25 protein-coding genes are annotated in these 26,176 nt (G+C 70.0%); 5 read left to right on the forward strand and 20 right to left on the reverse strand.

From position 1 onward, the window contains the following. Positions 1 to 115: 115 nt before the first annotated feature. The 3 genes from JGU66_11130 to JGU66_11140 all read right to left on the reverse strand — a co-directional run bounded on the left by JGU66_11130 (position 116) and on the right by JGU66_11140 (position 2,906). Complete coding sequence (locus tag JGU66_11130) at positions 116 to 829, reverse strand: phosphoribosyltransferase domain-containing protein (GenBank protein MBJ6761318.1); 714 nt, start codon at positions 827 to 829, stop codon at positions 116 to 118. Positions 830 to 947: 118 nt separating this feature from the next. Further along, positions 948 to 1,979 (reverse strand): Glu/Leu/Phe/Val dehydrogenase, encoded by a 1,032-nt coding sequence (locus JGU66_11135; GenBank protein MBJ6761319.1) that lies wholly within the window; start codon positions 1,977 to 1,979, stop codon positions 948 to 950. A gap of 33 nt (positions 1,980 to 2,012) precedes the next feature. Continuing rightward, positions 2,013 to 2,906, reverse strand: coding sequence for an Hsp33 family molecular chaperone HslO (locus JGU66_11140; protein MBJ6761320.1), 894 nt, complete (start codon positions 2,904 to 2,906; stop codon positions 2,013 to 2,015). A gap of 275 nt (positions 2,907 to 3,181) precedes the next feature. Between JGU66_11140 and JGU66_11145 the strand changes: the two genes are divergently transcribed. Next, positions 3,182 to 3,859 carry a succinate dehydrogenase gene (locus JGU66_11145; GenBank protein MBJ6761321.1) on the forward strand — a complete coding sequence of 226 codons (678 nt, stop codon included), beginning with the start codon at positions 3,182 to 3,184 and terminating at the stop codon, positions 3,857 to 3,859. Positions 3,860 to 3,975: 116 nt separating this feature from the next. Here the strand turns inward: JGU66_11145 and JGU66_11150 are convergent, their stop codons facing one another. Next, positions 3,976 to 4,476 carry a single-stranded DNA-binding protein gene (locus JGU66_11150; protein ID MBJ6761322.1) on the reverse strand — a complete coding sequence of 167 codons (501 nt, stop codon included), beginning with the start codon at positions 4,474 to 4,476 and terminating at the stop codon, positions 3,976 to 3,978. A gap of 192 nt (positions 4,477 to 4,668) precedes the next feature. Beyond that, positions 4,669 to 6,885 (reverse strand): D-alanyl-D-alanine carboxypeptidase/D-alanyl-D-alanine-endopeptidase, encoded by a 2,217-nt coding sequence (gene dacB, locus JGU66_11155; protein MBJ6761323.1) that lies wholly within the window; start codon positions 6,883 to 6,885, stop codon positions 4,669 to 4,671. Positions 6,886 to 7,245: 360 nt separating this feature from the next. Here dacB and JGU66_11160 point away from each other — a divergent pair, with 360 nt between their 5' ends. Then, positions 7,246 to 7,713 (forward strand): D-tyrosyl-tRNA(Tyr) deacylase, encoded by a 468-nt coding sequence (locus JGU66_11160; protein MBJ6761324.1) that lies wholly within the window; start codon positions 7,246 to 7,248, stop codon positions 7,711 to 7,713. Here the strand turns inward: JGU66_11160 and JGU66_11165 are convergent. The 11 genes from JGU66_11165 to JGU66_11215 form a co-directional block, all read right to left on the reverse strand. Next, positions 7,710 to 8,780, reverse strand: coding sequence for an alpha/beta fold hydrolase (locus tag JGU66_11165; GenBank protein ID MBJ6761325.1), 1,071 nt, complete (start codon positions 8,778 to 8,780; stop codon positions 7,710 to 7,712). The two genes, JGU66_11160 and JGU66_11165, sit on opposite strands and share 4 nt — an antisense overlap. Positions 8,781 to 8,850: 70 nt before the next feature. Further along, the gene (locus JGU66_11170) at positions 8,851 to 9,696 is read right to left on the reverse strand and encodes a hypothetical protein (GenBank protein MBJ6761326.1); all 846 of its coding nucleotides are present in this window, start codon (positions 9,694 to 9,696) and stop codon (positions 8,851 to 8,853) included. Between the two features lie 22 nt (positions 9,697 to 9,718). Further along, entirely contained in the window at positions 9,719 to 10,180 is a 462-nt protein-coding gene (locus JGU66_11175; GenBank protein ID MBJ6761327.1) for a PTS sugar transporter subunit IIA, read from the reverse strand. 246 nt (positions 10,181 to 10,426) lie between these two features. Beyond that, positions 10,427 to 11,065: a ribosome-associated translation inhibitor RaiA gene (gene raiA, locus JGU66_11180; protein ID MBJ6761328.1), complete on the reverse strand. Its 639-nt coding sequence runs from the start codon at positions 11,063 to 11,065 to the stop codon at positions 10,427 to 10,429. Positions 11,066 to 11,246: 181 nt separating this feature from the next. Continuing rightward, a complete protein-coding gene (locus JGU66_11185) occupies positions 11,247 to 12,032 on the reverse strand; it encodes a hypothetical protein (GenBank protein MBJ6761329.1) in 786 nt (261 codons plus the stop codon). Positions 12,033 to 12,049: 17 nt separating this feature from the next. After that, on the reverse strand, positions 12,050 to 12,682 hold the full coding sequence (locus JGU66_11190; GenBank protein ID MBJ6761330.1) for a GNAT family N-acetyltransferase: 633 nt from the start codon (positions 12,680 to 12,682) through the stop codon (positions 12,050 to 12,052). 39 nt (positions 12,683 to 12,721) lie between these two features. Then, the gene (rpoN, locus tag JGU66_11195) at positions 12,722 to 14,239 is read right to left on the reverse strand and encodes an RNA polymerase factor sigma-54 (protein ID MBJ6761331.1); all 1,518 of its coding nucleotides are present in this window, start codon (positions 14,237 to 14,239) and stop codon (positions 12,722 to 12,724) included. A gap of 250 nt (positions 14,240 to 14,489) precedes the next feature. Then, a complete protein-coding gene (lptB, locus tag JGU66_11200; GenBank protein MBJ6761332.1) occupies positions 14,490 to 15,227 on the reverse strand; it encodes an LPS export ABC transporter ATP-binding protein in 738 nt (245 codons plus the stop codon). Next, positions 15,224 to 15,853, reverse strand: coding sequence for a hypothetical protein (locus JGU66_11205; protein MBJ6761333.1), 630 nt, complete (start codon positions 15,851 to 15,853; stop codon positions 15,224 to 15,226). The genes lptB and JGU66_11205 overlap by 4 nt, the downstream gene beginning before the upstream one ends. After that, positions 15,846 to 16,394: a hypothetical protein gene (locus JGU66_11210; protein ID MBJ6761334.1), complete on the reverse strand. Its 549-nt coding sequence runs from the start codon at positions 16,392 to 16,394 to the stop codon at positions 15,846 to 15,848. The genes JGU66_11205 and JGU66_11210 overlap by 8 nt, the downstream gene beginning before the upstream one ends. A 12-nt stretch (positions 16,395 to 16,406) precedes the next feature. Then, positions 16,407 to 17,333: a lysophospholipid acyltransferase family protein gene (locus JGU66_11215; protein MBJ6761335.1), complete on the reverse strand. Its 927-nt coding sequence runs from the start codon at positions 17,331 to 17,333 to the stop codon at positions 16,407 to 16,409. An 18-nt stretch (positions 17,334 to 17,351) separates the two neighbouring features. Here JGU66_11215 and astB point away from each other — a divergent pair, with 18 nt between their 5' ends. Together astB and JGU66_11225 are read left to right on the forward strand one after the other, a co-directional pair. Next, positions 17,352 to 18,674 (forward strand): N-succinylarginine dihydrolase, encoded by a 1,323-nt coding sequence (gene astB, locus JGU66_11220; GenBank protein ID MBJ6761336.1) that lies wholly within the window; start codon positions 17,352 to 17,354, stop codon positions 18,672 to 18,674. A gap of 143 nt (positions 18,675 to 18,817) precedes the next feature. Then, positions 18,818 to 19,339 carry a YbaK/EbsC family protein gene (locus tag JGU66_11225; protein ID MBJ6761337.1) on the forward strand — a complete coding sequence of 174 codons (522 nt, stop codon included), beginning with the start codon at positions 18,818 to 18,820 and terminating at the stop codon, positions 19,337 to 19,339. 18 nt (positions 19,340 to 19,357) lie between these two features. On the opposite strand, the gene JGU66_11230 is transcribed toward JGU66_11225, so the two are convergent. After that, positions 19,358 to 21,976: an O-antigen ligase family protein gene (locus tag JGU66_11230; GenBank protein ID MBJ6761338.1), complete on the reverse strand. Its 2,619-nt coding sequence runs from the start codon at positions 21,974 to 21,976 to the stop codon at positions 19,358 to 19,360. Between the two features lie 372 nt (positions 21,977 to 22,348). Between JGU66_11230 and JGU66_11235 the strand changes: the two genes are divergently transcribed. Beyond that, positions 22,349 to 22,639 carry a hypothetical protein gene (locus JGU66_11235; protein MBJ6761339.1) on the forward strand — a complete coding sequence of 97 codons (291 nt, stop codon included), beginning with the start codon at positions 22,349 to 22,351 and terminating at the stop codon, positions 22,637 to 22,639. Here JGU66_11235 and JGU66_11240 read toward each other — a convergent pair. From JGU66_11240 to JGU66_11250, 3 genes are all read right to left on the reverse strand, one after another. Continuing rightward, positions 22,636 to 23,802: an acyltransferase gene (locus tag JGU66_11240; protein MBJ6761340.1), complete on the reverse strand. Its 1,167-nt coding sequence runs from the start codon at positions 23,800 to 23,802 to the stop codon at positions 22,636 to 22,638. The genes JGU66_11235 and JGU66_11240 overlap by 4 nt on opposite strands. Next, positions 23,799 to 25,097, reverse strand: a complete 1,299-nt coding sequence (locus JGU66_11245) for a UDP-glucose/GDP-mannose dehydrogenase family protein (GenBank protein ID MBJ6761341.1) — start codon at positions 25,095 to 25,097, stop codon at positions 23,799 to 23,801. The genes JGU66_11240 and JGU66_11245 overlap by 4 nt, the downstream gene beginning before the upstream one ends. 102 nt (positions 25,098 to 25,199) lie before the next feature. Further along, positions 25,200 to 26,171 (reverse strand): nucleotidyltransferase family protein, encoded by a 972-nt coding sequence (locus JGU66_11250; protein MBJ6761342.1) that lies wholly within the window; start codon positions 26,169 to 26,171, stop codon positions 25,200 to 25,202. Between the last annotated feature and the right edge of the window lie 5 nt (positions 26,172 to 26,176).

The following is a 26,176-nucleotide window of genomic DNA, read 5'->3' on the forward strand; positions in this document are numbered from 1 at the left end:
TGGCACTGCGCCTTGCACAGTCCGGGTGCGCGGCCCTGAGCCCACGTCGAGAGCACGGGGTGCGCTCGCTTCGTCCCGCCCTGCGCGGGCCCCAGGAGGACCCGCGCGCGGCGATTCAGGCGCCGGCCTTGTCCGGATCCTCCTCGAAACGTCCGTCACCCGTCACGGGTTCGTAGTCCCAGGGGAAGACAATCAGCGCATCGGTGGAGACCGCGCAGAACTCGGGAGCGAAGCCCTCGGGACGCGCCACGAGGCACGCGGTCTTCACCGCCTTCGCGCCCACCTTGAGCGCGAGCGCGGTGCCCAGCTCCAGCGTGTCACCGCTGGACGCCACGTCGTCGACGATGAGCACGCGGCGGCCCTTCAGCTCGCGCGGCATCTCGCCACTCACGCGCGCCTTGCTGGCCGCCTTGTCCGGCCCCGCGTTGCCCTTGTCGCGGCTGCGCCGACTGATGCGCACGGGGAAGAACTCACAGCCCAACGCGGACGACAGCGCGCCGCCCACGAAGACACCGCCATGCACCACGCCCACCACGGCCTGCGGCTCGTAGGTCTGGCGGATGGCGCGGGCAAGCTTCTGCACGGAGCGATCAAACTCGGCCCAGGACAGCTCCTGCACCCCCGTGGACTTCTTGCGGGAGTGGTCGCGCCCGGTGGGCAGTCGCGGTGCCTCGGCTTGCGGCGCCAGGACGAGGTCTCCTGGGATGGAGACCAGCTTCTGCGCCTGCTTGCGCGAGGCAGCGGGGCGACGAGACTTCGATGCGGATTTCGGGGAGGGCTTGCGCTTGCCCTGGGCCTTCGACCCAGGCGCTGCCCGCTTGGTAGCCACGGCGTGAGCTCCGGATGAGGTGCGGCCCCGTCATACCCCGAGCCTCGCGCCCTGGCCACATCCCGCGTGTCGCAAGCCTCCACTCGGCGTACCCGAGCGGAGGCCGTCACGCGACAGCTCAGGCCGCCAGCTTCTCTTCCACGATGCGATCCGCCACCTGCTCGGGCCGCAGACCGGACGACTTCGCGCGCGTCAGCACCTCGTCAATCGTGTCGAAGATGCGCTCGGCGCGGGCGTAGGCCTTGGCGCGGTCGTACCCGGCCCACTCCTGCGCCACGTTGATGAGGCCGCCCGCGTTGGCCGCGTAGTCCGGCACATACGTGATGCCGCGCTGCGCCAGCTGCTCTCCATGGCGAGGCGTCAAGAGCTGGTTGTTCGCCGCGCCACACACCGCCTTCACCTTCAGCAGCGGCAGGGTGGTGTCGTTGATGGCGCCGCCCAGCGCGCACGGCGCGTAGACATCCGCCTCCATCCGCAGCAGCTCGTCCGGGGTGACGGCAGTCGCGCCGTACTGCTTCACGGCGTGCTCGACGCTCGCCGCGTTGACGTCGCTGACCCACACCTTCGCGCCGCGCTCGTGCAGCTCCTTCACCAGCGGCATGCCCACGTGGCCCACGCCCAGCACCGTCACGCGCAGGCCCTTGAGGTCCGGGCGCCCGAAGACGTGCTTGGCCGTGGCCTCCATGGCGCGCGTCACGCCGAACGCCGTCACCGGCGACGGGTCCCCGCTCTGCTCCTTCAGGCCCACCACGTACTTCGTCTGCCGGCGCACGTACTCCATGTCGTCCGGGCTGGTGCCGCTGTCCTCCGTGGTGATGTAGCGCCCGCCGAGCGACTCCACCGCGCGGCCAAACGACTCGAACAGCTTCACCCGGTCGAACGGGCCCTTGGGCAGCATGATGACGGCCTTGCCGCCACCGTGCGGCAGGCCCGCCAGCGCGGCCTTGTAGGTCATGCCGCGCGCCAGGCGGAGCGCGTCGATGACCGCGTCATCCTCGCTGGCGTACGTGGCCAGGGCGCGCGTGCCGCCCAGGCCCGGGCCCAGCTTCGTGTTGTGCATGCCCACGATGGCGCGCAGGCCCGTCTTGGAATCCGTCAGGAGATGGACGGCCTCATAGCCGCCCTCGAGCAGGTGCGTGAAGTAACTCATGGCGCGCGCCTGTACCGGGCAAGGCCATACATGTCAAACCGCGCCGCTCGCCAGCATGCTGCGAATTTCATCTCCTGAAATGACATATCGCGTCGTGCAGAATTGGCAGGTCGCTTCCGCCTGCCCCTCCTTGTCCAACAAGTCCTGCAATTCCTCACGGCCCATGGCGAGCAGCGCACGCTTCACACGTTCAGCACTGCACGAGCAGGTGAAGCGCAAGGGATAGCGAGACATCACCTCCAGGTTCATTTCTGGAAACAGCGCGTGCAAGAGAACAGACGCGCTCTCGCCCGCATGGGCCTGGACCACGGGGAGGAACTCCTGGCGCAGGCGCTCGCCGTGCTCCTGGAAGGCCGCCAGGTCCCCGCTCGGCAGCGGCTGGACGAGCAGGCCCACCACGGTGCCGAGCGGATCCACCGCGCCGTCCACCTGCGATGGCACCTGGGCCATGAGCAGACGCGAGGCCACCTGATCGGACTGGTGGAAGTAGCGCTCCAGGTCCTCGACCAGGTCGAAGCGCTCCAGCTCGACGGAGGAGCGGTAGTACTCGCCGCCGCCCTGGTCCTTGAGGACGGACAGGAACCCCTTGTTCCCGAGCACGGGACGCCAGTGATACTGGCCCTCGGTGCCCACGTATTCGACGTAGGTGTTCTTCACGTAACCGCGCAGCACTCCCTGGCCGTCTCCGTCCGCGAAGAGGCCGCGCACCGGACCGTCGCACTCCAACTGGAGGTTGATGCGCGCCTGCGCGTCCTTCTGGAGCGACGCCATCAACGCGACGGCGGTGAGGCCCTGGGACAGGAGCGCGGCGGAGGCCTGGGCGCTCTGGTGGGTGGCACGGGCCTGCCGCGACAGGTCTCCCGTGGTGGCCAGCACCACGCGCAGGTCCGCCTTCTTCAACAGTCCACTGACAAGCTCATCGGGCATGGGGAAATCTTTAAGGGTGCCTCACCCCTCGCCGCCCGCCAACGGAAGACGGCGTCCCCGGCGGCGCTCGGCCGGCGGGTAGCAGCCGGACCGAGGGGAAGCATCGCCGGGACTTATGACTCCCTGTGTCCCGGCTGCCAGACGGGGCGCTCCGGGGGTGCGGAAGAAATCCAGCGGGGGGACGGGACCGGCTATAAACCGGCCCCAGAGCGTCACGTCGCCTTGACTCGGCCCCGCGGTCCGCATCCCGCGATCAGCCGTCCGCTGGAGATTCGATGAGCACCCAAGCCGCCACAGCCGACTCCGTCCCCGCCCGGACGCCCCTCCTCAAGTCCCGCCTGGGCTCGTTCCTCGCGGTGATGCCCCTGAGCTTCTGGGTCATCAACCACCTGTGGAACAACCTGTCCGCCTTCAGCGGCGCCGAGGCGTGGCAGGCCTCCGTGACGAGCTACGCGAACCCGTTCGCGCAGGCCTTCACGTTCCTCATCGTCATGCTGCCCCTGCTCCTGCACACCGGCTGGGGCCTGGTTCGCATCTTCAGCTTCAAGCCCAACAACAACCGGTACAACAACTACGGCAACCTCAAGTACCTGGTGCAGCGCATCGCGGGCCTGGGCGTGCTCGCGTTCCTGGGCGCCCACATCTGGCTGGCCTTCCTCCACCCGCGGCTGATGGAGGGTGGCGCCGAGCAGTTCGCCGACATCGCCAGCGAGATGCACCACCACATGCCCACGCTCATCGTCTACCTCCTGGGCACGCTGGGCACCTCGTACCACCTGGCCAACGGCATCCAGACGTTTTGCATGGGCTGGGGCATCCTCGCCAGCGAGCGCTCCATGCGCCGCTTCGAGCCCGTCTCCATCCTCATCTTCCTGGTGCTCCTGGCGATGAGCTGGGGCGTCATCTACGCGCTCTACACCGCGGGCGCGCAGTTCCCCCCGACGGTCGACTGACGCGAGCCTTCGCCTTCCTGGCGAGGGCCTCGCGCCCTCGCTCCCGGAACGCAAAACCGGCCGCCCCCTTCCCAGGGAGCGGCCGGTTCGCGTTTCAGGGCCTGTCGCCCGGGGCACTAGAACGGGATGTCGTCGTCCCCGCCGCCACCGCCCGGGGGGCCACCGCCCATCCCGCCATCGTCCATGGGGGGCGCCTGACCGAAGCCGTCGTCCATGCCACCGCCGCGCTGCGGAGGGCCGGAGCGACGTCCACCACCGCCGCCGCCCATGCCATCGCCGGCGTCGCGGCCACCGAGGAACGTCACCGACGTGGCGACCACCTCCGTGGTGTAGTTCTTCCGGTTCTCCTTGTCCGTCCACTCACGCGTCTGCAGACGGCCCTCGACGTAGCACTGCCGTCCCTTCTTCAGGTACTCGCCGCACAGCTCCGCGAGCTTTCCCCAGACGACGATGCGGTGCCACTCGGTGCGCTCCTGCTTCTGGCCATTCTTGTCGTTCCAGCTCTCGCTGGTGGCGATGCGGAAGTTCGCCACCGCCTGCCCCCCGGGAGTGAAACGGACCTCGGGGTCTGCCCCCAGGTTGCCGATGAGAATGACCTTGTTCACGCCTCCAGCCATGGTTCCTCCCGAGCACAGCCCCACCTCGGGGCAGTGACTACCTCCAGGGTGCACTCCCTGGCAGGTTTGCTTCCGCCTTAGCATCTCCCACTGACACCCGCGGGGCCAGATTCCGGCCGGTGTCAGAGCGCAGACTCGCCCGCCCGCCCCACCGGGGGACGGACGGGGCGGAAGCCCTCGGTGGGGGGTGGACTACCCTCCCGGGCGGGTCTCGGCGGTGGGCAGGTCGCGATCCGGTCCCGCGCGCGTGCCGGCGTTGCCGCTCGGGGCCACGACCTGCACGGGCTCTCGCGGCAGGGCCCGGGCCTCGGCCACCTTGGGCGCCAGCGTCGCATCCAGTCCCTTGCAGAAGGCGGCGAGCGGCGCGTCCGGCGAGCCCCCCAACCGGCGCAACGCCTTCCAGAAGGGATGTTCCGCGTCGCCCGTGCGGACGATGCCGCGCGCCAGCACCCCCGTGGACGCGTCCCGGTCCGCGGGGCTCGCGGTCCGGAGCGCCAAGACGAGCGCCTCGGGCGAGGTGCGCGCCAGCTCGCCCAGGGACTCCGCCATGTCGCGCTGCGCCTCCGCGTCCGCGCCCGCGGCGGCGGACAGCTCCACCACGCGGGACATCGCCTCGGCGTTCCCGCTCGCGGCCAGCTCCACCACGCTGCCGACGCCCGGGACCTCCACGGAGAGCACGCGCGCCACCTGGCGCAGCCGGCCGTAGACGTCGTCACCCGGCGAGTAGCTGTCGAGCAGCGTGCGCGCGCCCAGGTAGTCATGCGGGTTGGACTGGTAGAGGCCATCGGCCAGGACCGCGCGGACCGCCGGGTCCTTCTCGCTGCGCCACGCCGTGCGCAGGAAGCCGAGGTTGCGCGGGTCTCGCTGACGGGCCAGCTCCAGGTACGTCTTGATGCGCGTGGCCATCTCCGACACCGCGCCCGAGCGACTCCCGTCCCCCAGCGCCGCCACCGCCGTGGACGGGCCCAGCGAGGAGCCCGTGGCGGCCACCGCCGCGCCCAGCGCATCCAGGCCCGCCACCACCGGACCCGAGCGACCGGGGTAGTCATTCACCATGATGGAGAACGTGAACTTCTCCCCGCCTGCCGACTGGACGAAGCCGCTGAGGGCCGAGACGTTCTCCAGCGTGCCCGTCTTCGCGCGCAGGCGGCCCACGGCGTCGGTGCCCTCGAAGCGGTACTTGAGCGTGCCGTCCTTGCCCGCGATGCCGAGCGAGGACAGGTACTCGGGCGACACCGGGAAGCGCGAGTACATGTGCCGGAGGATGCGGTCGAGCTGCGTGGCGGAGAACCGGTTCGCGTCGTTGAGGCCGCTGCCGTTCTTCATCACGTAGGTGCCGCGCGGGATGCCCACGTCGCGGTCCAGGAACTCCTCCACCACGTCGATGCCCTTGGCGAACGAGCCCGGCGCGCCCCGCGCCTCCGCGCCCATCGTCTTGAGGAGCGTCTCCGCGATGAAGTTGCTGGAGAGCTTGTTGAGCCGCTTGAGGACGATGTCGAACGTGTCCGACTGGGCCACGTGCACCATGCGCGCGCGCGGAGGCGTTGCGCCCAGCTTCACCTTGCCCTTCACCTTCATGCCCCGTGAGACGAGCAGTTGCTTGAAGGTGTAGCCAAAGTACATGGGCGGGTTGTCGATCTTCTTCCAGACGCTCACGCTGCCGCGCTCGTCCGCGATCTGCCCGCGCACGACAATCTTCTGCTTGTCCCCCGAGGGGTCCGACGTGACGGAGACGCGGCGCGCCCGGCCGCTGCCCGTGACGACGTTGCTCTCGATGACGAAGTAGTCGCTCGGCGGCTCCATCTCCACCACGCCCCGCGCACCGGGCCCCGAGCCCGCGCGCAGGTAGATGGCCGCCGCGTTCCAGTTGAGGCTCACCGCCCCGGTGGGCGCCATGTACGCGCGATCCGAGTCCTCCTGGTCATAGCCCGGCGGCGTGCGCTCGGCGTCGAACCAGGAGTCGTCCACGACGATGTCCTGCACCTCGCGGATGCCGGCGTGCCACAGCTCGCCCGTGACGCCCCAGAGGCGCTCGGTCGTCATGGTGGGGTCGCCCTTGCCGCGCACGAAGAGCGTCTTCACCTTGCCGTCGGCGGGCAGCTCCGGCTCCACCAGGAACTCGGTGTCGAAGCGGTACTCGGGCCCCAGCGTGGACAGCGCCGCGGCGGAGGTGACGAGCTTCACGTTGGACGCGGGGTTGAGCAGCTCGTCCGCGTTGTGGGTGAACACGACGGAGCCGTCATCCAGGCTCTGCATGTGCATGCCCACGCGGCTCATCTTCAGCGGCGAGCGTTGGAGCACCTGGAGCAGCGCGTTCTTCAGCGCCTCACGCTCGGCGCGCTTGTCGGCGGGAGCGGGGGCGGCTCGCGCGATGAGGGGCAATCCCAAGACAATGGCCGCCGCCGCCATGAAGAATCTGGCTCGAAAAAACCGCACACTCGCTCCGGGAAGGTCGCCGGCCATTATGGGGAGGTCCCGAAAGGGGCGGCAAGGGAGGGTCTCATTCGCCGTCCATGTCTGGGCGCTCGCTCTTCCGCCAGGTTGAAAGCTTGTGACCTTCATGTGGCCTGGACCGCATTGCGCTCCCTGGCCAACAGGCTCCCCGCTGGGTCGTCGCGTTCTGAGAGTCCAAGACTGCACGGAGACAGCGTGCCCGCTGACTCTGACATGCACGGGTGTCGCGCACCCCACGAGGTCGCCCACTGGGAGCGCCGCGCTTGCCGCATCCGCACCGCCCTGGCAGGAAGGTGCCACGGAGGTGACGCGCGCATGAAGGCCGTGGTTCAGCGGGTGCTGGAGGCGTCCGTGACGGTGGAGGGCCAGCGGGTGAGCGAGATGGGCCCGGGGCTGCTCGTGCTCTTGGGCGTGGGCAAGGGGGACACCCAGGCGGAGGTCGCGTGGATGGTGGAGAAGCTCGCCACGCTGCGCATCTTCGAGGACGCCGCCGGGAAGATGAACCTCTCGCTGGAGGACACCTCGCGGCAGCTCATCGTCGTGAGCCAGTTCACCCTCTACGGGGACGCGCGGAAGGGACGGCGCCCCAGCTTCATCGACGCGGAGGAGCCCACGGCCGCCAAGGCCCTCTACGAGCGCGCGTGCGAGCTGCTGCGCCAGCGCGGCCTCACGGTGGGCACCGGCATCTTCGCGGCGGACATGAAGGTGGCGCTCGTCAACGACGGCCCCGTCACCCTCCTCCTGGAGAGCCCGCCTCGGACGGACACTCCCGCCAAGGCCTAGCGAACGCCCAGCGTCTGGGTGAAGAACTCGAGCGCCGCGTCTTGCGCGCGCGTGTGGATGTCCGCGCGCGCGCCCGCCACGGCGTCCCGGCACAGCTCGGGCGTCGCCCGAAGGCCCACCGCCGTGCACTCCGGCAGGAAGGAGTAGTGGCCGGCCTCGTTGACCACCCACACGCGCGTCGAGGCAGGCAGCTGCCCGGCCAGGCGCATCCCGCACGCCTCATGGGGCATCAGCTCATCCCCGCGCGCGAGCATCAAGGCGACGGGGACGGAGATGCCCGCCACGTCCCGTGAGGCATAGGTGCCCGCCATCCCGGGGGCCATCGCGAAGGCCGACTTCACGCGCGGGTCCCGGTACGAGGCGCGGGACACGGCCCGATCAATCTTGCTGTAGTCCACGTCGCGCAGCATCTCGCAGCCCGCGGACTCCCGGGTCGCTGGCGCGGTGCAGAACTGAGCGATGGGCTCCAGGTTGAGCGTCGCGCCCGCGAGCGCCAGCGCCGTGTAGCCGCCCATGGAATGGCCCGCCGCGCCAATGCGCTCCGGATCGATGCGCGGTCCCCAGGCCGGGTCCTTCAGCACCGCATCCAACACGAAGGTGAAGTCCTTGGGCCGCTCCCAGGCCCGCGCGTAGCCCTCCGGGCTGTTGTCCCCCGCCATGTTGCCCGCATGGTTCACGGCGATGACGATGAAGCCATGGGCGGCCAGGTGCGTGGCCAGCCACGACTGGTTGAGGGAGCTGCCCCCGCTGCCATGGGACATCAGCACCACGGGATAGCGCTCGCGGGCGTCCGCGATGGGCGCGCCCGGGGCCGAGAGGAAGGGGCTGAAGATGTCGGCGGCGGGCTGGAGCGTCATCTCCGTCCGCTCCGAGGCGGGGTACCAGAACACGGTGCGCAGCGAGCGCTGCCGGGCCTCGTCGCGGTACACGGCGGACTGGGTCCCCACGTGGAAGGGGGCCGCGCTGCGCACCGGCGGACTCGACCTCAAGGGCCCGGCACAGGCCGCCATGACGCAAGGGACCACGAGCAGCATCACGGCGGACAGGACGCGACGAAGAGCAGTCATAAGGGCGCACTGAGGACAACGGGTTCGCCGCGAACCTACGGCCGAATCCTGACACCGATTGCGCCCGCCCTCACAGGCGGACGGTGGTGCCGCGCGTCACGAGCGAGGCAAGCCCTTGTCGCGTCTGCGCGGCGGAGCGCACATGCGCGGTGAGCGCGCCCAGCTCGCGGATCCACGAGGCGGCCCGAGGCCCCAGCCCCGAGAAGGCCACGGTGAGCGGCGGCGGCTGCGGCACCTTGCCCAGCCAGTACGCGAGGACCTCGTCGCGCTCTGGTAACGAGCTCAGGCGCATGCGCTCCTGCTCGCGGGACAGCAGTCGCTCCAGCTTGCGCGGCAGGTTCACCTGCCAGTGCGCCACCGCGCGCGCCGGGCGCCAGGCCCAGTCCGCGAAGGCGAAGCGCTCGCGAGGCTGATACTCGCCGCGGCCCTGGGTCGCGAAGACGCGATCGGGCGGAAACTCGGGGAAGGGCTCCCACTGTCCGGCGAGCAGCGAGGCCAGGCCCACGTCGCCGCGGGGTCGCAGGCGGAAGGCATCCCGCACCGCGCGCGCCTCACGTGCCTCCCAGTAGGGATAGGCGGGGTCCTCCACCATCAGCGCGACGTGGAGGGCCTCGTCCCAATCATCGGCGTAGCCCTCGTGCATCCCGCCCACGTCCCAGCCGGCCGGGTCCTCTCGCCAGGGCATGAAGACGAGCCTGTCCACCAGGTCCATCCAGGCGTCGGTGTCCACCGAGTTCACGCCCCCGGGCACCGACGTGGCCACCAGTCGCTCGCAGAGGACTCGGGCCTGCGCATCTCCCAGGTGAACGCCGAGCGACTCGAGCGCGCCAGCCGCGTCGCCCATCGCACGGGTGAGGAACGGCAGCACCAACTCCTGGAGGAACCGGTCGTTGATGGGCCGAAGGACGACATCCATTCGTTCGTCCCCCCGGACGGCCTCAGGGCCGTGCGTCTTCCTGGATGATGAGGGCGTGGATGTCCGCGGCCGAGGGCGCCTCGAGGATGGAGGCGCGGAAGCGCGGGTTCTTGAAGAGCCGGGAGATGCGCGCCAGCGCCTTGAGGTGCACGCCCGCGCTGTTCTCGGGGGCCACCAGGGCGAAGAAGAGGTGCGTGGGCCGGCTGTCGATGGAGTCGAAGTCCACCCCGGCGCGGGACACACCGAAGGCGGCCTGGAGCTGCGACATCCCCGAGAGCTTGCCGTGAGGAATCGCCACGCCCTCGCCGATGCCGGTGCTGCCCAGCTTCTCGCGCTCGCGCAGCACCTCGACCAGCTTGTCCTCGTTGAGTTCCGGGTGCGCGCGCACCAGCGTGGCGCTCAACTCGCGCAAGACCTCGGGCTTCGTCCGAGATTGCATGTCCGCGATGACGGCTTGAGGGCTGAGGAACTCGGCGATTCTCAACTGGCGCTCCCGCGGCTGGCGCTCCTGGGCGGGCAATTACTCCTCACCCCGGATTCGCGCAAGAGTCGCCTGGGCCTCCCGGGCCGCTTCGCTCACTGCGCGGCACGCAAGGGAGGGATCCGCGCGACCCGCTGCCACCCCGGAGGTGAGGTTCCGGGGCGGCCGCGTCGGCCCTCTCGGCGGGTCGAGGGCGGAAGCATCCGCCCTCGTGGCTGGGTCGAGGGCGGAAGCCAGACAGGCAGACGCTCAGGCGCCGGGCGCGTGGGGCTCGATGATGCCGTACTGGCCATCCTTGCGACGGTAGATGATGCACATGGCATTGCCCGCTTCCACGTTCTGGAAGACGTAGAAGTCGTTGTCCATGAGGTCCATCTGCATCACGGCCTCGTCCACGCGCAGCGCCTTGACGGTGAGATGGGTGGCGCGGACCACCTTCGTCGCGGAGGCGGCCGGGGACGCCGCGGGGGCGCTCGCCACGGAGGGAGTCGCCGCGGGCGCGGCCTCGGCGCTCTCCGGGGTCTCGGGCATCTCGAAGACCGAGTGCCGCACCTTGAGCTGGTTCACCAATTCCTGACGGTGGTGCACACGCTCACGGCCGTGGTGGCTCTTGAGCTTGTCTCGGTAGCGGCGCAGCTGCCGTTCAATCTTGTCCATCGCCAGGTCGATGGACGCGTACATGTCATCGCTCTTGTCACGCCCCCGCAGGACCCACGCGCCCGAGTGGATGGTGATGTCCGCGTGATGGAGGTGACGCTCCAGGGAGAGAACCACGTGGGCGTCACCCGCCCTGTCCAGCAATCGGTTCACCCGTTCGACCTTCTCGCGGGCGTACTCTTTGAGAGAATCCGACGCTCCGAACTGACGGAAGGTGATGTTGAGCTGCATGCGCGGCTGCCTCCTAGGGTGAGAGGTAAGCTCCGTGACAAATCAGAGACGGAGCGCCTTGCGAAAGCAACCCGCCCCCCCAGGTTGGAACTTCCCGGACGCACCGCTCGCCCGACCCCAGTCATCCTCCCGACACCTCGGGTCGCTGGCATCGCTCCCGAGGGCAGGAGAGGCCGCCTGCTCAGGGCACCACGGAGACCGAGAAGTCCTGTGAGTGGAAGACGGCGCCCGAGCACGATGTCACACCCTGACAGTCCAGCACCTTCCCCGGGACGGTTGCGCTGAGCGTCAGCACGTGATTGGCCAGCGGCGTGCCCGCGGGCAAGGTGAAGCTGACCTTGCCACCCTCCTGAGTCACCGCGAGCGTGGCGGCCGCGCTGCCGCCCTCGCGCAGCAGTGTGGCGGTGATGGGGCCTGGCACCTCCGACTCGGGCTGCCAGACGAAGCTGTACGTCTGACCGCGACGCAGCCGGTCCACCGTGCCCGGCCCCTGGAACGCGAACAGGCGCTTCACCTTCGCGTCCTCGATGATGAGCGAGAGGGTGGCGGTGTCATCCTGGAGCAGGATGCGCGCATCCTCGGTGGGCTCGGTGGTCCACGCGGCGGGATCAAAATCGAACCACGCCCGCGTGGCCTCGCACGCATCGCCGCGGCCATCCACGTCCGGCGCGCCGCCCCCCTCCAGGTGCATGGGCTGCCCGTTGAAGGTGGCCGTCACGCCCTCCGCCAGCTTCGTGCACGCGTCACCCTCCGCCAGGGAGAAGGCCACCGTGAAGCGGTGCGCGCCGAGCGCGTCCGGCGTCTCCGCGTCATCCACATCCGCCAGCGCGAACGTGAGGGTCCGGTCCGAGAGGCCCGCCAACGAGACGGGCTCGGAGGCGGTGCGGCCACAACTGGCGAGCAGGCCCACCGCAGCGAGCGAGGCCAGTCCGCGCGACAGGCGGGAGGAAACAAAGGTCTGAGACATGGCGGCGGACCCTACCATCACCGCTGAAGGAAACCCTCCAGGCGAGCCTTCACCTCGGGCCAGTCCGTGTCGATGACGCCATAATACGCGCTGTCACGAACCACGCCGCCGCGCACGAGCATGTGGTTGCGCAGGATGCCCTCGAACTTCGCGCCCATGCGCTCGATGGCCGCGCGCGAGCGGGCGTTGTAGCGGTCCGTCTTGAGCTGCACGCGCATCACCTGGAGCTGCTCGAAGGCGTGGCGCAGCAGCAGGTACTTGCACTCGGTGTTCACCCGCGTGCGCCAGGACCGGCGGCCCAGCCACGTGGAGCCAATCTCGAGCGTCCGGTTGTCGCGCTGGATGTCCAGGTAGCGCGTGGAGCCCAGCGGCTCGCCGGTGGCCTTCTCCAGGATGACGAACGCCTGCTCGGTGCCTTGCTTGGCGGCCGACAGAGCGCTGGTGATGAACGCCTCCACGTCCGCGCGCGTGCGCAAGACGCGCGAGAACTGCGCGAAGACCTCCTCCTCACAGAGGGCCGCGAGCGCGGGCGCGTGCTCCAGGGCCAGGGGAGCAAGGCGCACGTCCCGCCCTTCCAGGGTGACGGGCGGGACGATGAGCGGCACGGGCTCCCGGTGAGAGCGCTCCGAATCAGGGGGAATCGAGGTCATGCCGCCGAGCGTGCCTCAGACACGCTCGGCGGTCATCCCTCAGTAGTAACGCTTGCGCTTGCTGCTCGGCAGGATGCCCAGGACCTCGCGGTACTTGGCCACCGTGCGCCGTGCGATCTCCGTGCCCTGAGAGCGCAGGAGCTCGACAATCTTCTGGTCCGAGTACGGGTTGCGCGCGTCCTCTTGCGACACGAGCTGCTTGATGTGGTGCTTCACCGCTTCGCTCGCGGTGTCCTCGCCGGACACGCGGGAGATGGACGAGTTGAAGAAGTACTTCAGCTCGAAGATGCCCTGCGGCGTGTGCACGTACTTGCTCGTCGTCACGCGGCTCACCGTGGACTCGTGCATCCCGATGTCCTCGGCCACGTCGCGCAGGATGAGCGGCTTCAAGTGCGCGATGCCCTTGTCCAGGAAGTCGCGCTGGAACTTCACGATGCTCTCGGTGACCTTGTAGATGGTCCGCTGGCGCTGGTGGATGGAGCGGATAAGCCACATCGCGCTGCGCAGCTTGTCCTGGATGAAGTCCTTGGTCTGCCCGGGGCCCACCGCGCCTGACTTGAGCGCGTTCCGATACGTGCCGGAGATGCGCAGCTTGGACAAGCCGTCATCGTTGAGCACCACCGTGTAGTCCTCGCCCATTTTGTAAACGAAGACATCCGGGGTGATGTACTGCGCGTCATCGCCGCTGAAGTTGCGCCCTGGCTTGGGGTCCAGCTTGGGCAGCAGCTTCACCGCCGACACCACCTCTTCCAAGGTCACCTTCAGGTCCTTGGCGATGGCCGGCAGGTTCTTGCTCTCCAGGTACTTCATGTGCCGCTTGATGATGAGCCCGAGCAGCGACGCGCTCGGCTCCTTCATGCCCTGCAGCTGGATGAGCAGACACTCCTGGAGGTCCCGAGCGCCGCAGCCGCGCGGCTCCAGCACCTGGATGCGCCGCAGCGTGCGCTCGGCCACGTGCATGGGCACGTCCGCCTCGTTCGCCAGCCGGATGAGCGCGTCCCCTTCCACGTCCGGCAGCTTGAGGTAGCCGTCGTCGTCGAGGTTGCCCAGAATCAACATGGCCACGCGGCGCTCGGCCTCGTTGAGCCGGAGCGTGCCCAGTTGCTCCTGGAGATGGTCAACGAGGTCCTCCTTCTTGACCATGTTGGCCTCGAACGACGGAAGGTCGTCCGTGGCCACGTTCCCCTTGTTGGAGGCGGTGGTGGGCTCGTTGAACTGATAGCTGTTGAGGTACGCCTCCCAGTCAATCTCCGGAGGACCCTCCCCGTCCGCCTTGAACTCCTGCGCCGTCTCCGGCGTCGCCGACGGCAGGTCCACATCCCGCGGCACTTCGGCGTTGTCTGCCTCCAGCGAGGCCTCGCCCGGCTCCTTGTCCCCTACCTCGCCCAGCACTCCCTCTTCGGGCTGCTCCAGCAACGGGTTCTGCTCAATCTCCTCACGCACCTGCTCGAGCAGCTCCATGCGCGACAACTGGAGGAGCTTGATGGCTTGCTGCAGCTGGGGCGTCATCACCAGCTGTTGGGCAAGCTTCAGGCTTTGTTTGAGTTCCATCGCCATGTGAGGCGTCTCCCCGAGCCTTCCTGTGTCGCTCGATGGGAACGGCCCATCAAGGACCGTGCCAACGTAACAAGGCCCCCTGACTTCGTCTAGTGGCGACCTCCATGGCCCCCTGCTTGCATATCTTCAATTCCACAATAAATTCAAATAGTTGGAAGCACTCAGAGTGCGCCCGGGCTGTTCAGCCCACGACGCAAAAGCGAGGCCAACCCACCTCGCAGCGGCCTTGTGTTGTTGTCCGGAGCGTGCTTCAGAGCGCCTGGAGTTGGAACCGCTCGCCCAGATAGACGGCGCGGGCGCGGGAGGACGCGGCGATCTGCGCCGGCGTGCCCTCTTCCAGGATTTGCCCCTGTGCGATGATGTACGCCCGATCACAGATGCCCAGGGTGTCCTGGACGTTGTGGTCGGTGATGAGGATGCCCAGGCCGCGCTCGCGCAGGAGCTGAATCTGACGCTGGAGGTCGCCCACGTTGATGGGGTCCACGCCGGCGAAGGGCTCGTCGAAGAGGATGAAGCGGGGCTCGGGGATGAGGCTGCGAGCAATCTCGGCGCGGCGGCGCTCGCCTCCGGACAGGGTCTCCCCGAGAGACTCGGCGACGTGGCCCAGTCCGAACTCCTGGAGCAAGGTGTCCGCGTGCCGGGACCGAGCGCGCGCGTCCAGGCCCTTCTGCAGCTCCAGGACGGCCAGGAAGTTCTGGCGGACGGTGAGCTTGCGGAAGACCGAGGCTTCCTGCGGCAGATAGCCCAGCCCGCGCCGCGCACGGCGGTGCATGGGCAGGTGCGTGAGGTCCTCGTCTCCCACGTGGACGCGGCCGGCGTCGGGGGACACCAGGCCCACCACCATGTTGAAGCTCGTCGTCTTCCCGGCGCCGTTGGGGCCCAAGAGGCCCACCACCTCGCCCGGGGCGACGTTGAAGGAGACGCCCTGGACGACCTTGCGTCGCCGGTAGGTCTTCTGCAGCCCCTCCGCGGACAGCTTCGCGCTCACTTCGAGCCGCCTCCCTGGGGTGGCGTGCCCGCCGTGGGAGGGGGGCTCCCGCGCTTGCGGCCTCCCAGCGGGGCGCCGGCCTGGGACTCCACGAGGATGCGGGCGTTCTCCACTTCCAGCCGCTCGCTGCCCAGCGTCAGGCGCACCTTGGTGCCCGTCACGTAGGTGGTGCCCTGGCGCGCCTCGGGGGAGCCCGTCACGACGAGCACGCCGGTGGGCACGTCGTAGTCGGCGCGGTCGCCTCGGGCCGTGCGGTCGCCGTCCACCGCGCGCACGTTGCCGGTGCACACCACCCGCGTCACCTCCTGCGGCTGGGTGTAGTAGGCGATCATCTTGTCGCACCGCAGATCCAACGTCCGGTGCTTCACCTGCACGTCGCCCGTGAGGATGGACTGCTTGCGGTCCCCCGTGACGAGCTGTGCGGAGATCTGCACCGGGTCGCGATAGTTCGTGGCCCCCAGCGCGCCGCTCGCGGGCGCGGGAGACGACGGAGGCGCGGCGGCCGGGACCTTGCCCGAGGCCGGCGTGGTCACCGGGGCCTGGCTCGCCGAGGGGGTCGTCCCCGTCGCGGCCACCACGGGCGACGGCGGGGCGAGGAAGAAGGCCATCACGAGGAAGTCAATCACGCTGCGCTCCCAGCACGGTCCGCACCGAGCCCTCGAAGGTGTACGACTCGTCAGGGAGCGACAACGCGAAGCGCTCCGCGCTCAGCCGGTAGTCCGGACCCTTCACCGTCAATCCCTCGTTTCCATGCGCATTCCGGGCAGTGGCGTCGTACGTCAACCGCGGCGTGTTCGCGACCATGCCCTCCTCGGTGCGAACCACCACGCCGCCCAGCCCGGTCCACTGCTTGGACGCCAGGCTGCCTTCCATCTGGGGGGCGTGGATGTCCACCCCGCTGGCCGAGGCGAACGGTGAGTCGCTCGCCCCCGGTGCGCGCGGCAGGTGCACGAGGACGGTGGTGCCCAGCACGTCACCGCTCGTCCGCTGATAGGTCACCTGCTCCGCCCGGCCGGACACCACCAGCGTCTCGCCCTCGAAGGAGCGCAGCCGCGCGCCGTGCAACGTCACGGTGGGCGGCGGCTCCGCGGACTCCTCCCGCGCGCGACGGGGCGTGCACGCGACCGCGAGGAGGCCCAGCGAGCTGACGAGGAGGATGCGCGACACGCCGTCTTCCTATCACCGCACCGCCACCGCTGGCGCGGTCGGACGTGTCTTCCAGCGCTGGTGCATCCACACCCACTGCTCCGGGGCGCGGCGGATGGCGGCCTCGATGCGCGCGTTGAGCGCGGCGGTGAGCGCGAGCACCCCCGCCTCTCGGTCCTCCGCCGGTGGGGCCGGAACCTCTTCCATGAACAGGCGGTAGCCCTTGCCCGAGCGCTGGCAGAAGCCCACCACCACAGCGGCGCCCGTGCGCAGCGCGAGGTCCGCGGCGGCGCGCGGCGTGGCGGCCAGTTCGCCAAAGAAGGGCACGAACACGGACTGCACCTTCGTGTCCTGGTCGATGAGGATGCCGAGGATTTCCCCCGAGCGCAGGGCCCGGAGCATCGCTCGGGCCGCGCCCTCCTGGCCGCGCCAGATGCTGCGCACCCCACCCCGCGCCCGGAAGTCTCCGACCAGTGCCGTGAGGCGGGGATCCGACGTCTCCTTCGCGATGCTCTGGCTGGGGTAGCCCGAGCGCGCCACGCGGCGGGCCAACAGCTCCCAGTTCCCCACATGTCCGGAGACGAAGACGACCCCCTTGCCCCGAGCCAACGCGGCCTCCAGCACCGCTCGGTCGGCCTGGGGCCACTCCACCCACCCCTCCAACGCCGGGTCGAGCGTCCGCGCGCACGAGACCTCCAGCGCGGCGGCGCCCAGGTGGCGGAAACAGGCCCTCGCCAGGGCCAGGCGCTCCGCCTCGGACTTCTCCGGGAAGGCCTGCGCCAACGACTTCAAGGCCTTGCGCCGCTCCCCGCCGGCCAGGTGGAAGCCCAGGGCGCCCAGGGTGGCTCCCAGGGACGTGGCCAACCCCAGGGGGAGGAATTGGAGAAGGACCAACACCCCTCGGATGAGCACGTAGCGGAGGAAACGCTTGAGGCGCTTTGCTAAGGGTGGTCGCTCCACAAGGCGTCTCCATATCCCATGCGCGAATACAACTTCGACGGGCTCGTCGGTCCCACCCACAATTTCGCCGGACTGTCGCCCGGCAACCTGGCGTCCCAGAGTCACGGCGGCGAGCCGAGCCACCCTCGCGAGGCCGCGCTCCAAGGCCTGGAGAAGATGCGCTTCGTTGCGGGGCTCGGCGTTGGACAGGCGGTGCTTCCGCCCCAGCCGCGCCCGTCGCTGCGCACCCTGCGTTCGCTCGGCTTCACCGGCTCGGATGAGGAGGTCATCACCCGCGCCGCGCGCGAGTCCGAGCACCTGCTGCGGCTGACCTCCAGCGCCTCCGCCATGTGGACGGCCAACGCGGCCACCATCGCGCCGTCCTCGGACACCGCGGATGGGCGCCTTCACGTGACGCCCGCGAACCTGTCCCAGATGTTCCACCGGGCCATCGAGGCGGACACCACGCACGCGGTGCTCCGCTCCATCTTCTCCGACGCGCGCCACTTCGCGGTGCACCCGCCGCTCCCGCCCGGCAGCCACTTCGCGGACGAGGGCGCGGCCAACCACACGCGGCTGTCCACGCCGGGCCACTCCGCCGTGCACCTGCTCGCGTGGGGACGCGGCGCGTGGCACGACGTGGCGGGGCCCAAGCGCTTCCCCGCGCGCCAGACGCTGGAGGCCAGTCAGGCCCTGGCGCGGCTGCACCAGCTGGACATGCGCCAGGTGCTCTTCCCCCAGCAGCACCCCGACGGCATCGACGCGGGCGCGTTCCACACTGACGTGCTCGCGGTGGGCAACGGCGCGTTCCTCATGCTGCATGAGCTGGCCTTCGTGGACCATCCCGGCCTGCTCCAGATGCTGCGCGAGAAGCTGGGCTCGGACTTCCGCGCCATCGTCGCCACGAACGCCGAGCTGCCCGTGCAGGACGCCGTGCGCGCCTACCCGTTCAACTCGCAGGTGCTGACGCTTCCGGACGGCAGCATGGCCATCGTCGCGCCGGTGGAGAGCCGGGAGACGCCCGCCGCGCGCCGCTTCCTCGAGCGCGTGGTGGCGGAGGACTCGCCCGTGACGGCGGTGCACTACCTGGACGTGCGCCAGTCCATGAACAATGGCGGCGGCCCCGCGTGCCTCCGTCAGCGCATCTCGCTCACCGACGCCGAGCGCGGCGCCATCACCGCCGACGTCTTCTACACGCCGGCCCTGCATGACTCGCTCGCGGCCTGGGTGCGGCGCAACTACCGCGAGGTGCTGCGCCCCCGCGACCTGCAGGACCCGCAGCTCGCGCGCGAGACGATGACCGCGCTCGATGAGCTGACGCGCATCCTGAAGCTCGGCAGCGTCTACGACTTCCAGCAGTAGCGACGTGTGCCGCCAGCCCGACGACGGTTGAGCCAGGGCGCTGCCTCCCTGGCCGCCTCGGGGGCTGGCGCGCACGGAATCTCTCCGGGGACGGCATCCCGCGGCCGGATGTCCACCTTCCGAAAGGGAGGCGACCGCCGGCCATGATTCCAGAATCCATCCAGCACTATCTGCAACGCCACCAGGTGCGCTTCGAGCGATACGCGCACGCTCGCGCCATCAGCGGGCAGGAACTCGCCGCGACCCTGCACGTGTCGGGTTGGCGCGTGGCCAAGTCCGTCATCGTGAAGGCGGACCGACGCCTGTGGATCGCCGTCGTCCCCGCCGCGGGCGCGGTGGACCTGGAGCAACTGGGACGGGCCATTGGCGCGAGCCACATCCGGCTCGCCACCGAGGCCGAGTTCCGCGACGCCTTCCCCGAGTGCGAAGTGGGCGCGGAGCCACCCTTCGGCGAGCTGTATGGGTTCCCCGTCGCCGTGGACGAGAGCGTCGGGATGAACGAGCGCGTGCTCTTCCGTGCGGGCTCACACGAAGAGGCGCTGGAGATGCGCTTCCAGGACTTCGCGACGCTGGAGTGGCCCGTCGTCGCGTCGTTCCTGCGCGATGCGCCCCATGCTCCGCCGCCGCTGTCCGTCTGGGAGATTGAAGCGCGCGTCGGGCCGTGAGGTGACATCCACGTCGCGCTACGGCATCGCGCCATCTCCGACGGCATCGGGGGTGCGGAGGTAGTGCTCCAGCTCCTGCGCGCGCGGGTCCTCGACGAGTTCCTTGCGCCGAGCCTCCACGCGTCCCCGCTCGACGGCCTCCAACCTCGCCGCCCATGCCTCCGCGTCCTTGCGCGTGCCCGGGGGCATCAGCCGCAGGCCGTCGTGCACTGAGCGCGCCGCCGCGTCGTAGCGCTGGAGCGCCTCCTGCAATCGCGCCACGGCGAAGTAGGCATCCGGGCTGGGCTGAAGCCGCGCGACGGACTGACGCCGCTCCACGGCGCGAGACAGCAGCCCCTCGTGCTCGAAGCACGCCGCCTCCAGGGCCAGCAGCCGCGCACGTTGCTGGAAGTCCGTGAGGAAGGGGCCGACACCGTCCAGCGTGTCGCGAGCGCGGCGAGTCAGGCCCGCGTCCAGCTCTCGCGCGGCCAGCGTGAAGGACAGCTCCACGTTGCCAGGGAAGCGCGCCAGCAAACGCTCCAGCGACTGCAGCGCCTCGTCGCCCTTGCCCTGGGCTCGCAGCACGTCCGCTCGCAGCAGCAGCGTGCTCAATGCCTCGGGCTCGCGCTGCTCCACTTCAGCGCATGCGGCGGAGGCGGCCTCGGACTCTCCGCGCGCGAGCCGGAGACGGGCCTCGCGCGCCCAGAGCGCCGCCATGCCCACACGGCCCTCGAAGTGCTCGCGAGCCCAGGCCAGATAGTCCCGCGCCGCGTCTTGTCTTCCGGGCGTGTTGAGCAACGCATCGGCGAGCCGCACCGCATCCTCGGTCGTGTCCGGCGTCATCGCCGACAGCTCGTCCACGGTGCGGGCACGCGGGAGGGCCTCGGCCAGCAGGACGTTCACGTCACCGGCCTCGTGCGCCAACCGGTACTCCAAGAAGCCTTGCGCGCGGCGCCCCAGGACGAGCAGCGCCCGTGCCGCCACGCGATGCGAGGGCGCGTCCACGGGCCGCAGGTAGAGCGCGCGGTTCACGAACGCGAGCGCGGATCCCGCCTGCGCGGAGCCCTGATTGGCGTACGCCACGCCCACCGCCTGGTACAGCAGGTAGTCGGACGGGTGCAGGTCGATGAGCGCCAGGCCCCGCTCGCGCACCTGCTCCAGTGGGGCCTTCGCAGCCACGAGCCCCACCAGCTCGGACTCCGCCGACTCCAGGTCGTGGCGCCCCAGCCACGCCGCCCCGAGCGACAGCGCGCCGAGCCCCACCGCCCAGGCCATCGCGGGCCGAGGCCGCACGCTGCGCAGCGCCGAACCCGCGCGAGCCTTGTCCTCGGAGGGACGCGCCACGGTGCCCAGCACCACCCACGCGGCGACCGCGCACGCGGGCAACTCCAGGCTGAAGTCGAAGAGGTTGTGCAAGCCCAACGCGGCCACACCGCCGAGCGCGGCCAGCTCCGCCGCGCCATGCCCCTCCTGCCGCAGCAGTCGCAGGAAGGCCCATGCGCCCAACACCAGCAGCATGAGCCCCGGGACACCGAACTCCGCGCCCCACTGGAGCACGACGTTCTCCGGATGGGTGAGCGTGTTGGGATTGGGCTCCGTCTGGTAGCGCGGGAAGGTGGGCTCGAACGCGCCGCGCCCCATGCCGAGCACGGGGAAGGACTCCGCGGCCCGCACCATCATCGGCCACAGCTCCACCTTGCTGTGGCGCAGCTTGTCCACGCTGTCCGCCGTGCGCGCCTCGGCCCACAGGCGATCCGCGGCCAGATAGGCGCCCGACGCCAGCACGGCCAGGAGCCCGAACAGCACCGCCGCGCTGCGCCCCCACATGGGCATCGGTCGGCCCTCACCGCCGCGCCGCTGCCGGATGAGCAGCAGCGCCAGCAGCACCTGACCGAACACGAAGAACACGATGCCGCCGCGAGACAGCGACAGCAGCACACCCGCGCCCGACACGAGCGCGGCCAGCGCAAACAGGAGCGCCCGCACCCGCTCGCCCACCGTCAACGCCAGCCCCAAGGACACCGTGGCCGCCAGCCCCAGGAAGCCCGCCAGGTGGTTGGGATTGGCGAAGAACGTCACCAGCGTCGGCTGCGCGTGCACCCACGGCAGCACGCCAAACAGCGCGTTGACGCCAAACAGCGCGTGACCGAATCCCACCGCCGCCACGCCCGCGCCCGTGAAGGCCACCACCGACAGCAACCGTTGCCGCGAAGCGCGCGAGCGACACACCTGCACGGCCGCGAGGAACGCCATGAGGTAGGCGAGGTGCTTCGCCAGCTCCCGCCACGTGGCCGGAGGATCCATCGACACCGGCCGAAGCCCCGTGAGCCCCAACGGAACGAGCGCGAACTCGCGCAGGGACGCCGCCTCGGGGCTGAAGACCTCGAGCACCGCCGTGGGCAACGGCACCAACTGCGCGAGACACAGCGCGATGGCGCCCACCAGCGGCGCCGCGAGCCAGGGCACCAAGAAGGACTGTCCCTGCCGCCGCGCGCCCACCGAGGCCAGCCCCAGTGCCAACCCGGCCACCACGCCCAGCGGCACGAGTCCCCAGCGAGCCGCGCCACCCAGGGACAAGGGCCCCATGACGACGAGCACCGCGAGCGCGGCTTCCGCGAACACGGTGAACCGAGAGGTACGACGAGAAGCGGGGGACATGGGGGCGCGCGCGATTATGTCACGAGCGCGCGGCCGCGCCCGATTCCGGCCCATGCTGGCTCCTCGGACGCCCGCCGAGCACGCGCGTCACGGCCCCTGAAACACGCCGGATGAAACAAGCTCAGAGCCCCCTGAGCGTCGGGCGCTTCGCCCTCGGGTCGCACACGCCTGGTCAAAGGCGGACACCCGGCCCCGCCCCGAAGGCAGCTCCATCACGCTTCTTCGAGCACGGGGTGGCCCTCGCATGCGGCCCACCCGGGACACGGGCTCCCAGGTCCGAGCCTCCAGGCGAGCGGGCAGCCCAGCCCTCCGCCCGCGCACACGAGGGACACCGGCGCGCTTCCATCGCTTGCATCCCGGGGGCCATCTGGCATCTTCCGCGAGCCCATGCGTCGCCTCGTCCTCACCGCCACCCTGCTCTGCGCCACCCTGTCCGGGCTCACCGCGTGCAAGAGCGCCTGCCGCGAGCTGTCCGAGAAGCTCTGCGATTGCGCCGTCAACTCCGTGGAGAAGCAGGCCTGCGAGCGCCGCGCCGCGCAGGAGGAGGGCCGCGTCGAGCCCACCGCTGACGACGACCTCGCCTGCGAGGCGAAGCTGGACGTGTGCGACTGCCACGTCATCGAGACGGACGAAGGCAAGCGCAACTGCGGCCTGGCCCGCTAGCCCTGGCTGGCGGACAGCTTCGCGGCGCCCTCCGCCTCCACCCACGGCTGGAGCGCGCGCCGCACCCGCGAGCGCCACGGCGTCTCCACCCAGTGGTGGACCGCCAGCGACGCGGGCACCAGCAACACCATCAGCAATCCCAGCCATCGCCACGGTGAGGACAGGTCCAATCGGGACTCCAGTCCGTGCACCACCTCGCTCACCGGGTACTGCAGCAGATACAGGGCATAGCTCGCACCGCCGAGCCGCACCGCGAGCGGCCGCGACAACACCCGGCCCAGCAGCCCTCCACCGCGCGCCAACCCATACACGAGCAGCCCGGACGCCGGCGCCAGCAGCGCGTTGTGCATCAGCGGGTACGGCAGCGCGGGCCCCGCAGCGAAGCCCGCCACGAGCAGACCCGCCCCCACCAGCGCCATCCAGGTTCCTGAGCGGGGACTCGCGGCCTCACGCTCGCGCACGAAGGCCACGCCCAGCATCACCCCCAGCAGGAACTCCGGCAGCCGCGCCAGCGGGCTGAACTTGAGGGCCGTCAGCCACGTGCCGGAGGCATACACGTCAAAGGGGCCCGGACCATCTGGCTGGAGCCAGAGGTAGAGCAGCGAGGGGACGAGCCCCAACCCCCAGACCCCCGCCAGCGCCAGGACGAGGCCCCCTCCGCGAGGTGTCCGCAGCCGACGCGCCAGGCTCGGGAAGACCGCGTAGAAGAAGGCCTCCACGGCCACGGACCAGCCCGGCGGGTTCCAGTAGAGCGCCAGCTTGGGCACCCACGCCTGGAGCAGCAGCAGCGTGGCCATCCCGGCGCTCCCGAGCTTGAGGGACGCAACCGCCGGCGCATTGACCGCCAGCGAGCGCCCCATCGTCGGTGGCGCCGAGAGCACGAACGCGAGCAGGAAGACGGGGTACACGCGGGCCAGCCGCGCGCTCCAGAACGCGCGAACCCCACCGCGCATCGCCCCGTCCGCGCTCACGTAGTTGTACGCGAGCACGAAGCCCGACAGGACGAAGAACACCCCCACCGAGGCGTAGCCCGCGCCCACGAGATGGCGCAGCCACGTCGGCGCATCGTCCATGCACGGCACGGCGAAGTGGAACAGCACCACATGCAGGGCCGCGTAGAAGCGCAGCCCCGTGAGTGCATCCAACGAACCGCCCGGCTTCACCGACGGCCGATGCTGAAGTGGGTGAAGCCCAGCTCCCGCATGCGAACCGGGTCGTAGATGTTGCGCCCGTCGAAGATGACCGGCGCCTTCATGAGCGCCTTCATGCGCTCGAAGTCCGGGTGACGGAACTCGTTCCACTCCGTGACGACGAAGAGCGCGTCCACGCCCTCCAGCGCCTCGTAGGGCACCGACGCGTAGCGGATGCGATCGCCGAAGACGCGCTTGGCGGCGTGCGCGGCCACCGGATCATGCGCCACCACCTGCGCGCCCTTGCCGATGAGCCCCTCGATGACCTCGATGGCCGGCGCCTCGCGCATGTCGTCCGTCTTCGGCTTGAAGGCCAGACCCCAGACGCCGAACTTCTTGCCCTCGAGCGAGCCGAAGTGCTTCACGGCCTTGGTCACCAGCAGCTTCTTCTGGCGCTCGTTGGTGCGCTCCACCGCGCGCAGCAGGTCCAGCTCCAGGCCGTACTCACGCGCCGTCGTGACGAGCGCCTTCACGTCCTTGGGGAAGCACGAGCCGCCGTAGCCCACGCCCGGGAAGAGGAACGGGTAGCCGATGCGCTTGTCCGCGCCCAGGCCCTTGCGCACGAAGTCCACGTCCGCGCCCACCTTCTCGCAGAGCGCGGCGACGTCGTTCATGAACGAGATGCGCGTGGCCAGCATCGCGTTGGCCGCATACTTCGTCAGCTCCGCCGAGCGCGTGTCCATGAACAGGATGGGGTGCTCGGTGCGCACGAAGGGGGCGTACAGCTCGCCCATCACCTTGCGCGCGCGCTCGGACTCCACGCCGATGACGACGCGGTCCGGCTTGAGGAAGTCGTCCAGCGCGGCGCCTTCCTTGAGGAACTCGGGGTTGGAGACGACGTCGAACTCGGCGCTCGCCACCTTCGCGATGGCCGCGCGCACCTTGTCGGCGGTGCCCACCGGCACGGTGCTCTTGTCCACCACCACCGTGTACTGCTTGATGGCGCGGCCAATCTGCTCGGCGGCGGCCAACACGTACTGGAGGTCGGCCTCGCCGCTCTCACCCTCGGGCGTACCCACCGCGATGAACACCACCTGCGCGGGAGCCACCGCCTCGGTCAGGTTCGTGGTGAACGCGAGCCGCTTCTCCCGCACGTTCTTGCGGATCAGCTCCTCGAGCCCCGGCTCGTAGATGGGCACTTCGCCCGCCAGGAGCATGCGAATCTTCCGCTCGTCGATGTCCACACACGTGACATCGTTCCCGGAGTCCGCGAAGCAGGTTCCCGCGACGAGCCCGACGTAGCCCGTACCGATGATGGCAATGCGCATTGAAAGACCCAGTCCCCAGCGTTGGGAGTGACGGCTCGGGACTCATACGCCGAGACCCACACCGAAAGGAAGTCCGTCCCGGGTACCAGGGTCCCGCCAGCCTCAGCGCCCCGCCAGCAGGCGCCGGAGCCGCTCCACCCCTCGGAGCGCCGTGGTCCGCCCCGGGGTGCTCACCGGACCCACCACGAGCCGGTCCAACAGCTCGCGGGTCGCGCCCCGCAGAGGCGGCATCGCCGCGGTGGCCTGCGGCGCCGCGTCCACGAAGATGCGCGCCACGATGGCCAGCGACGTGTACAGCGCGCGCTCCATGCGCCACGCCTTGGCCCGCTCCAGCAGGGCGGGGACATCCAGGGTCCGGGAGTACACCCCACCCATCCACGTCGCGCCCGTGACGAGTTCGCGCATGTCCACGAAGGACAGCCAGGGCACGTCATAGCCGCGGCTGGCCTGATCCAACGCGAGCAGCAGCACCGCGTCTTCCAGGTCGGGCCGGAACACCGAGGGCCCATACACTTTCATGGCCCGGGAGCGCTCGAACACGGCGGCGAGCTGCTCTCGGCGCTGCGGACCCAGGACGTCCGAATAGAGATAGATGGGGGTTCGCCCATCGGACACCACGCGCGTGGCGCCGCTGCCGGAGGTGTCCTCCTCGGGACGGAAGTCGTGGTTGGACAAAAAACCGGCGAAGCCATCCACATCCATCCGGCGCAGCAGCACCTGGATGTCGAGCACGGGCCGGAAGCCCACGTGCGGATAGAGCGCCTCGGCGAACGACGCGCCCCCCAGCAGGAGCAGCTTGCGTCCTTCCAGCTCGTCCACGATGCGCTTGAAGTGGACCAGCTTCATCACGTTGTCGTTCACCGACCCCTGATAGATGGTCATCAGTCGGTCGCGCGCCCACTCGGGCGCATGGCCGCCTCCCAACCGATACTCGAGGTTGTAGGCCGCCAGCGGCGCCAGGCCCTGGGCAATGGCCCAGTCCACGTACTCCTCCCAGGGAGCGCCCTTCAGCCCTCCACGGGGTGGATCAAACGCGGCAAGGGTGCGGACGGTATCGATGAGGCTCGGCGCCATGGTGC

It is taken from the genome of Myxococcaceae bacterium JPH2 (genome assembly GCA_016458225.1).
In the GTDB taxonomy this organism is placed as follows: domain Bacteria; phylum Myxococcota; class Myxococcia; order Myxococcales; family Myxococcaceae; genus Citreicoccus.

Bases quoted from the DNA above. Each gene is read 5' to 3' on its own strand.
- JGU66_11135 (MBJ6761319.1), bottom strand. From the start codon at position 1,979: ATGAGTTACTTCACGCACCTGCTCGAGGGCGGCTATGAGGCCGTCCAT.
- JGU66_11140 (MBJ6761320.1), bottom strand. From the start codon at position 2,906: ATGCCCGATGAGCTTGTCAGTGGACTGTTGAAGAAGGCGGACCTGCGC.
- JGU66_11145 (MBJ6761321.1), top strand. From the start codon at position 3,182: ATGAGCACCCAAGCCGCCACAGCCGACTCCGTCCCCGCCCGGACGCCC.
- JGU66_11150 (MBJ6761322.1), bottom strand. From the start codon at position 4,476: ATGGCTGGAGGCGTGAACAAGGTCATTCTCATCGGCAACCTGGGGGCA.
- dacB (MBJ6761323.1), bottom strand. From the start codon at position 6,885: ATGGCGGCGGCGGCCATTGTCTTGGGATTGCCCCTCATCGCGCGAGCC.
- JGU66_11160 (MBJ6761324.1), top strand. From the start codon at position 7,246: ATGAAGGCCGTGGTTCAGCGGGTGCTGGAGGCGTCCGTGACGGTGGAG.
- JGU66_11165 (MBJ6761325.1), bottom strand. From the start codon at position 8,780: ATGACTGCTCTTCGTCGCGTCCTGTCCGCCGTGATGCTGCTCGTGGTC.
- JGU66_11170 (MBJ6761326.1), bottom strand. From the start codon at position 9,696: ATGGATGTCGTCCTTCGGCCCATCAACGACCGGTTCCTCCAGGAGTTG.
- raiA (MBJ6761328.1), bottom strand. From the start codon at position 11,065: ATGCAGCTCAACATCACCTTCCGTCAGTTCGGAGCGTCGGATTCTCTC.
- JGU66_11185 (MBJ6761329.1), bottom strand. From the start codon at position 12,032: ATGTCTCAGACCTTTGTTTCCTCCCGCCTGTCGCGCGGACTGGCCTCG.
- JGU66_11190 (MBJ6761330.1), bottom strand. From the start codon at position 12,682: ATGACCTCGATTCCCCCTGATTCGGAGCGCTCTCACCGGGAGCCCGTG.
- rpoN (MBJ6761331.1), bottom strand. From the start codon at position 14,239: ATGGCGATGGAACTCAAACAAAGCCTGAAGCTTGCCCAACAGCTGGTG.
- astB (MBJ6761336.1), top strand. From the start codon at position 17,352: ATGCGCGAATACAACTTCGACGGGCTCGTCGGTCCCACCCACAATTTC.
- JGU66_11225 (MBJ6761337.1), top strand. From the start codon at position 18,818: ATGATTCCAGAATCCATCCAGCACTATCTGCAACGCCACCAGGTGCGC.
- JGU66_11230 (MBJ6761338.1), bottom strand. From the start codon at position 21,976: ATGTCCCCCGCTTCTCGTCGTACCTCTCGGTTCACCGTGTTCGCGGAA.
- JGU66_11245 (MBJ6761341.1), bottom strand. From the start codon at position 25,097: ATGCGCATTGCCATCATCGGTACGGGCTACGTCGGGCTCGTCGCGGGA.
- JGU66_11250 (MBJ6761342.1), bottom strand. From the start codon at position 26,171: ATGGCGCCGAGCCTCATCGATACCGTCCGCACCCTTGCCGCGTTTGAT.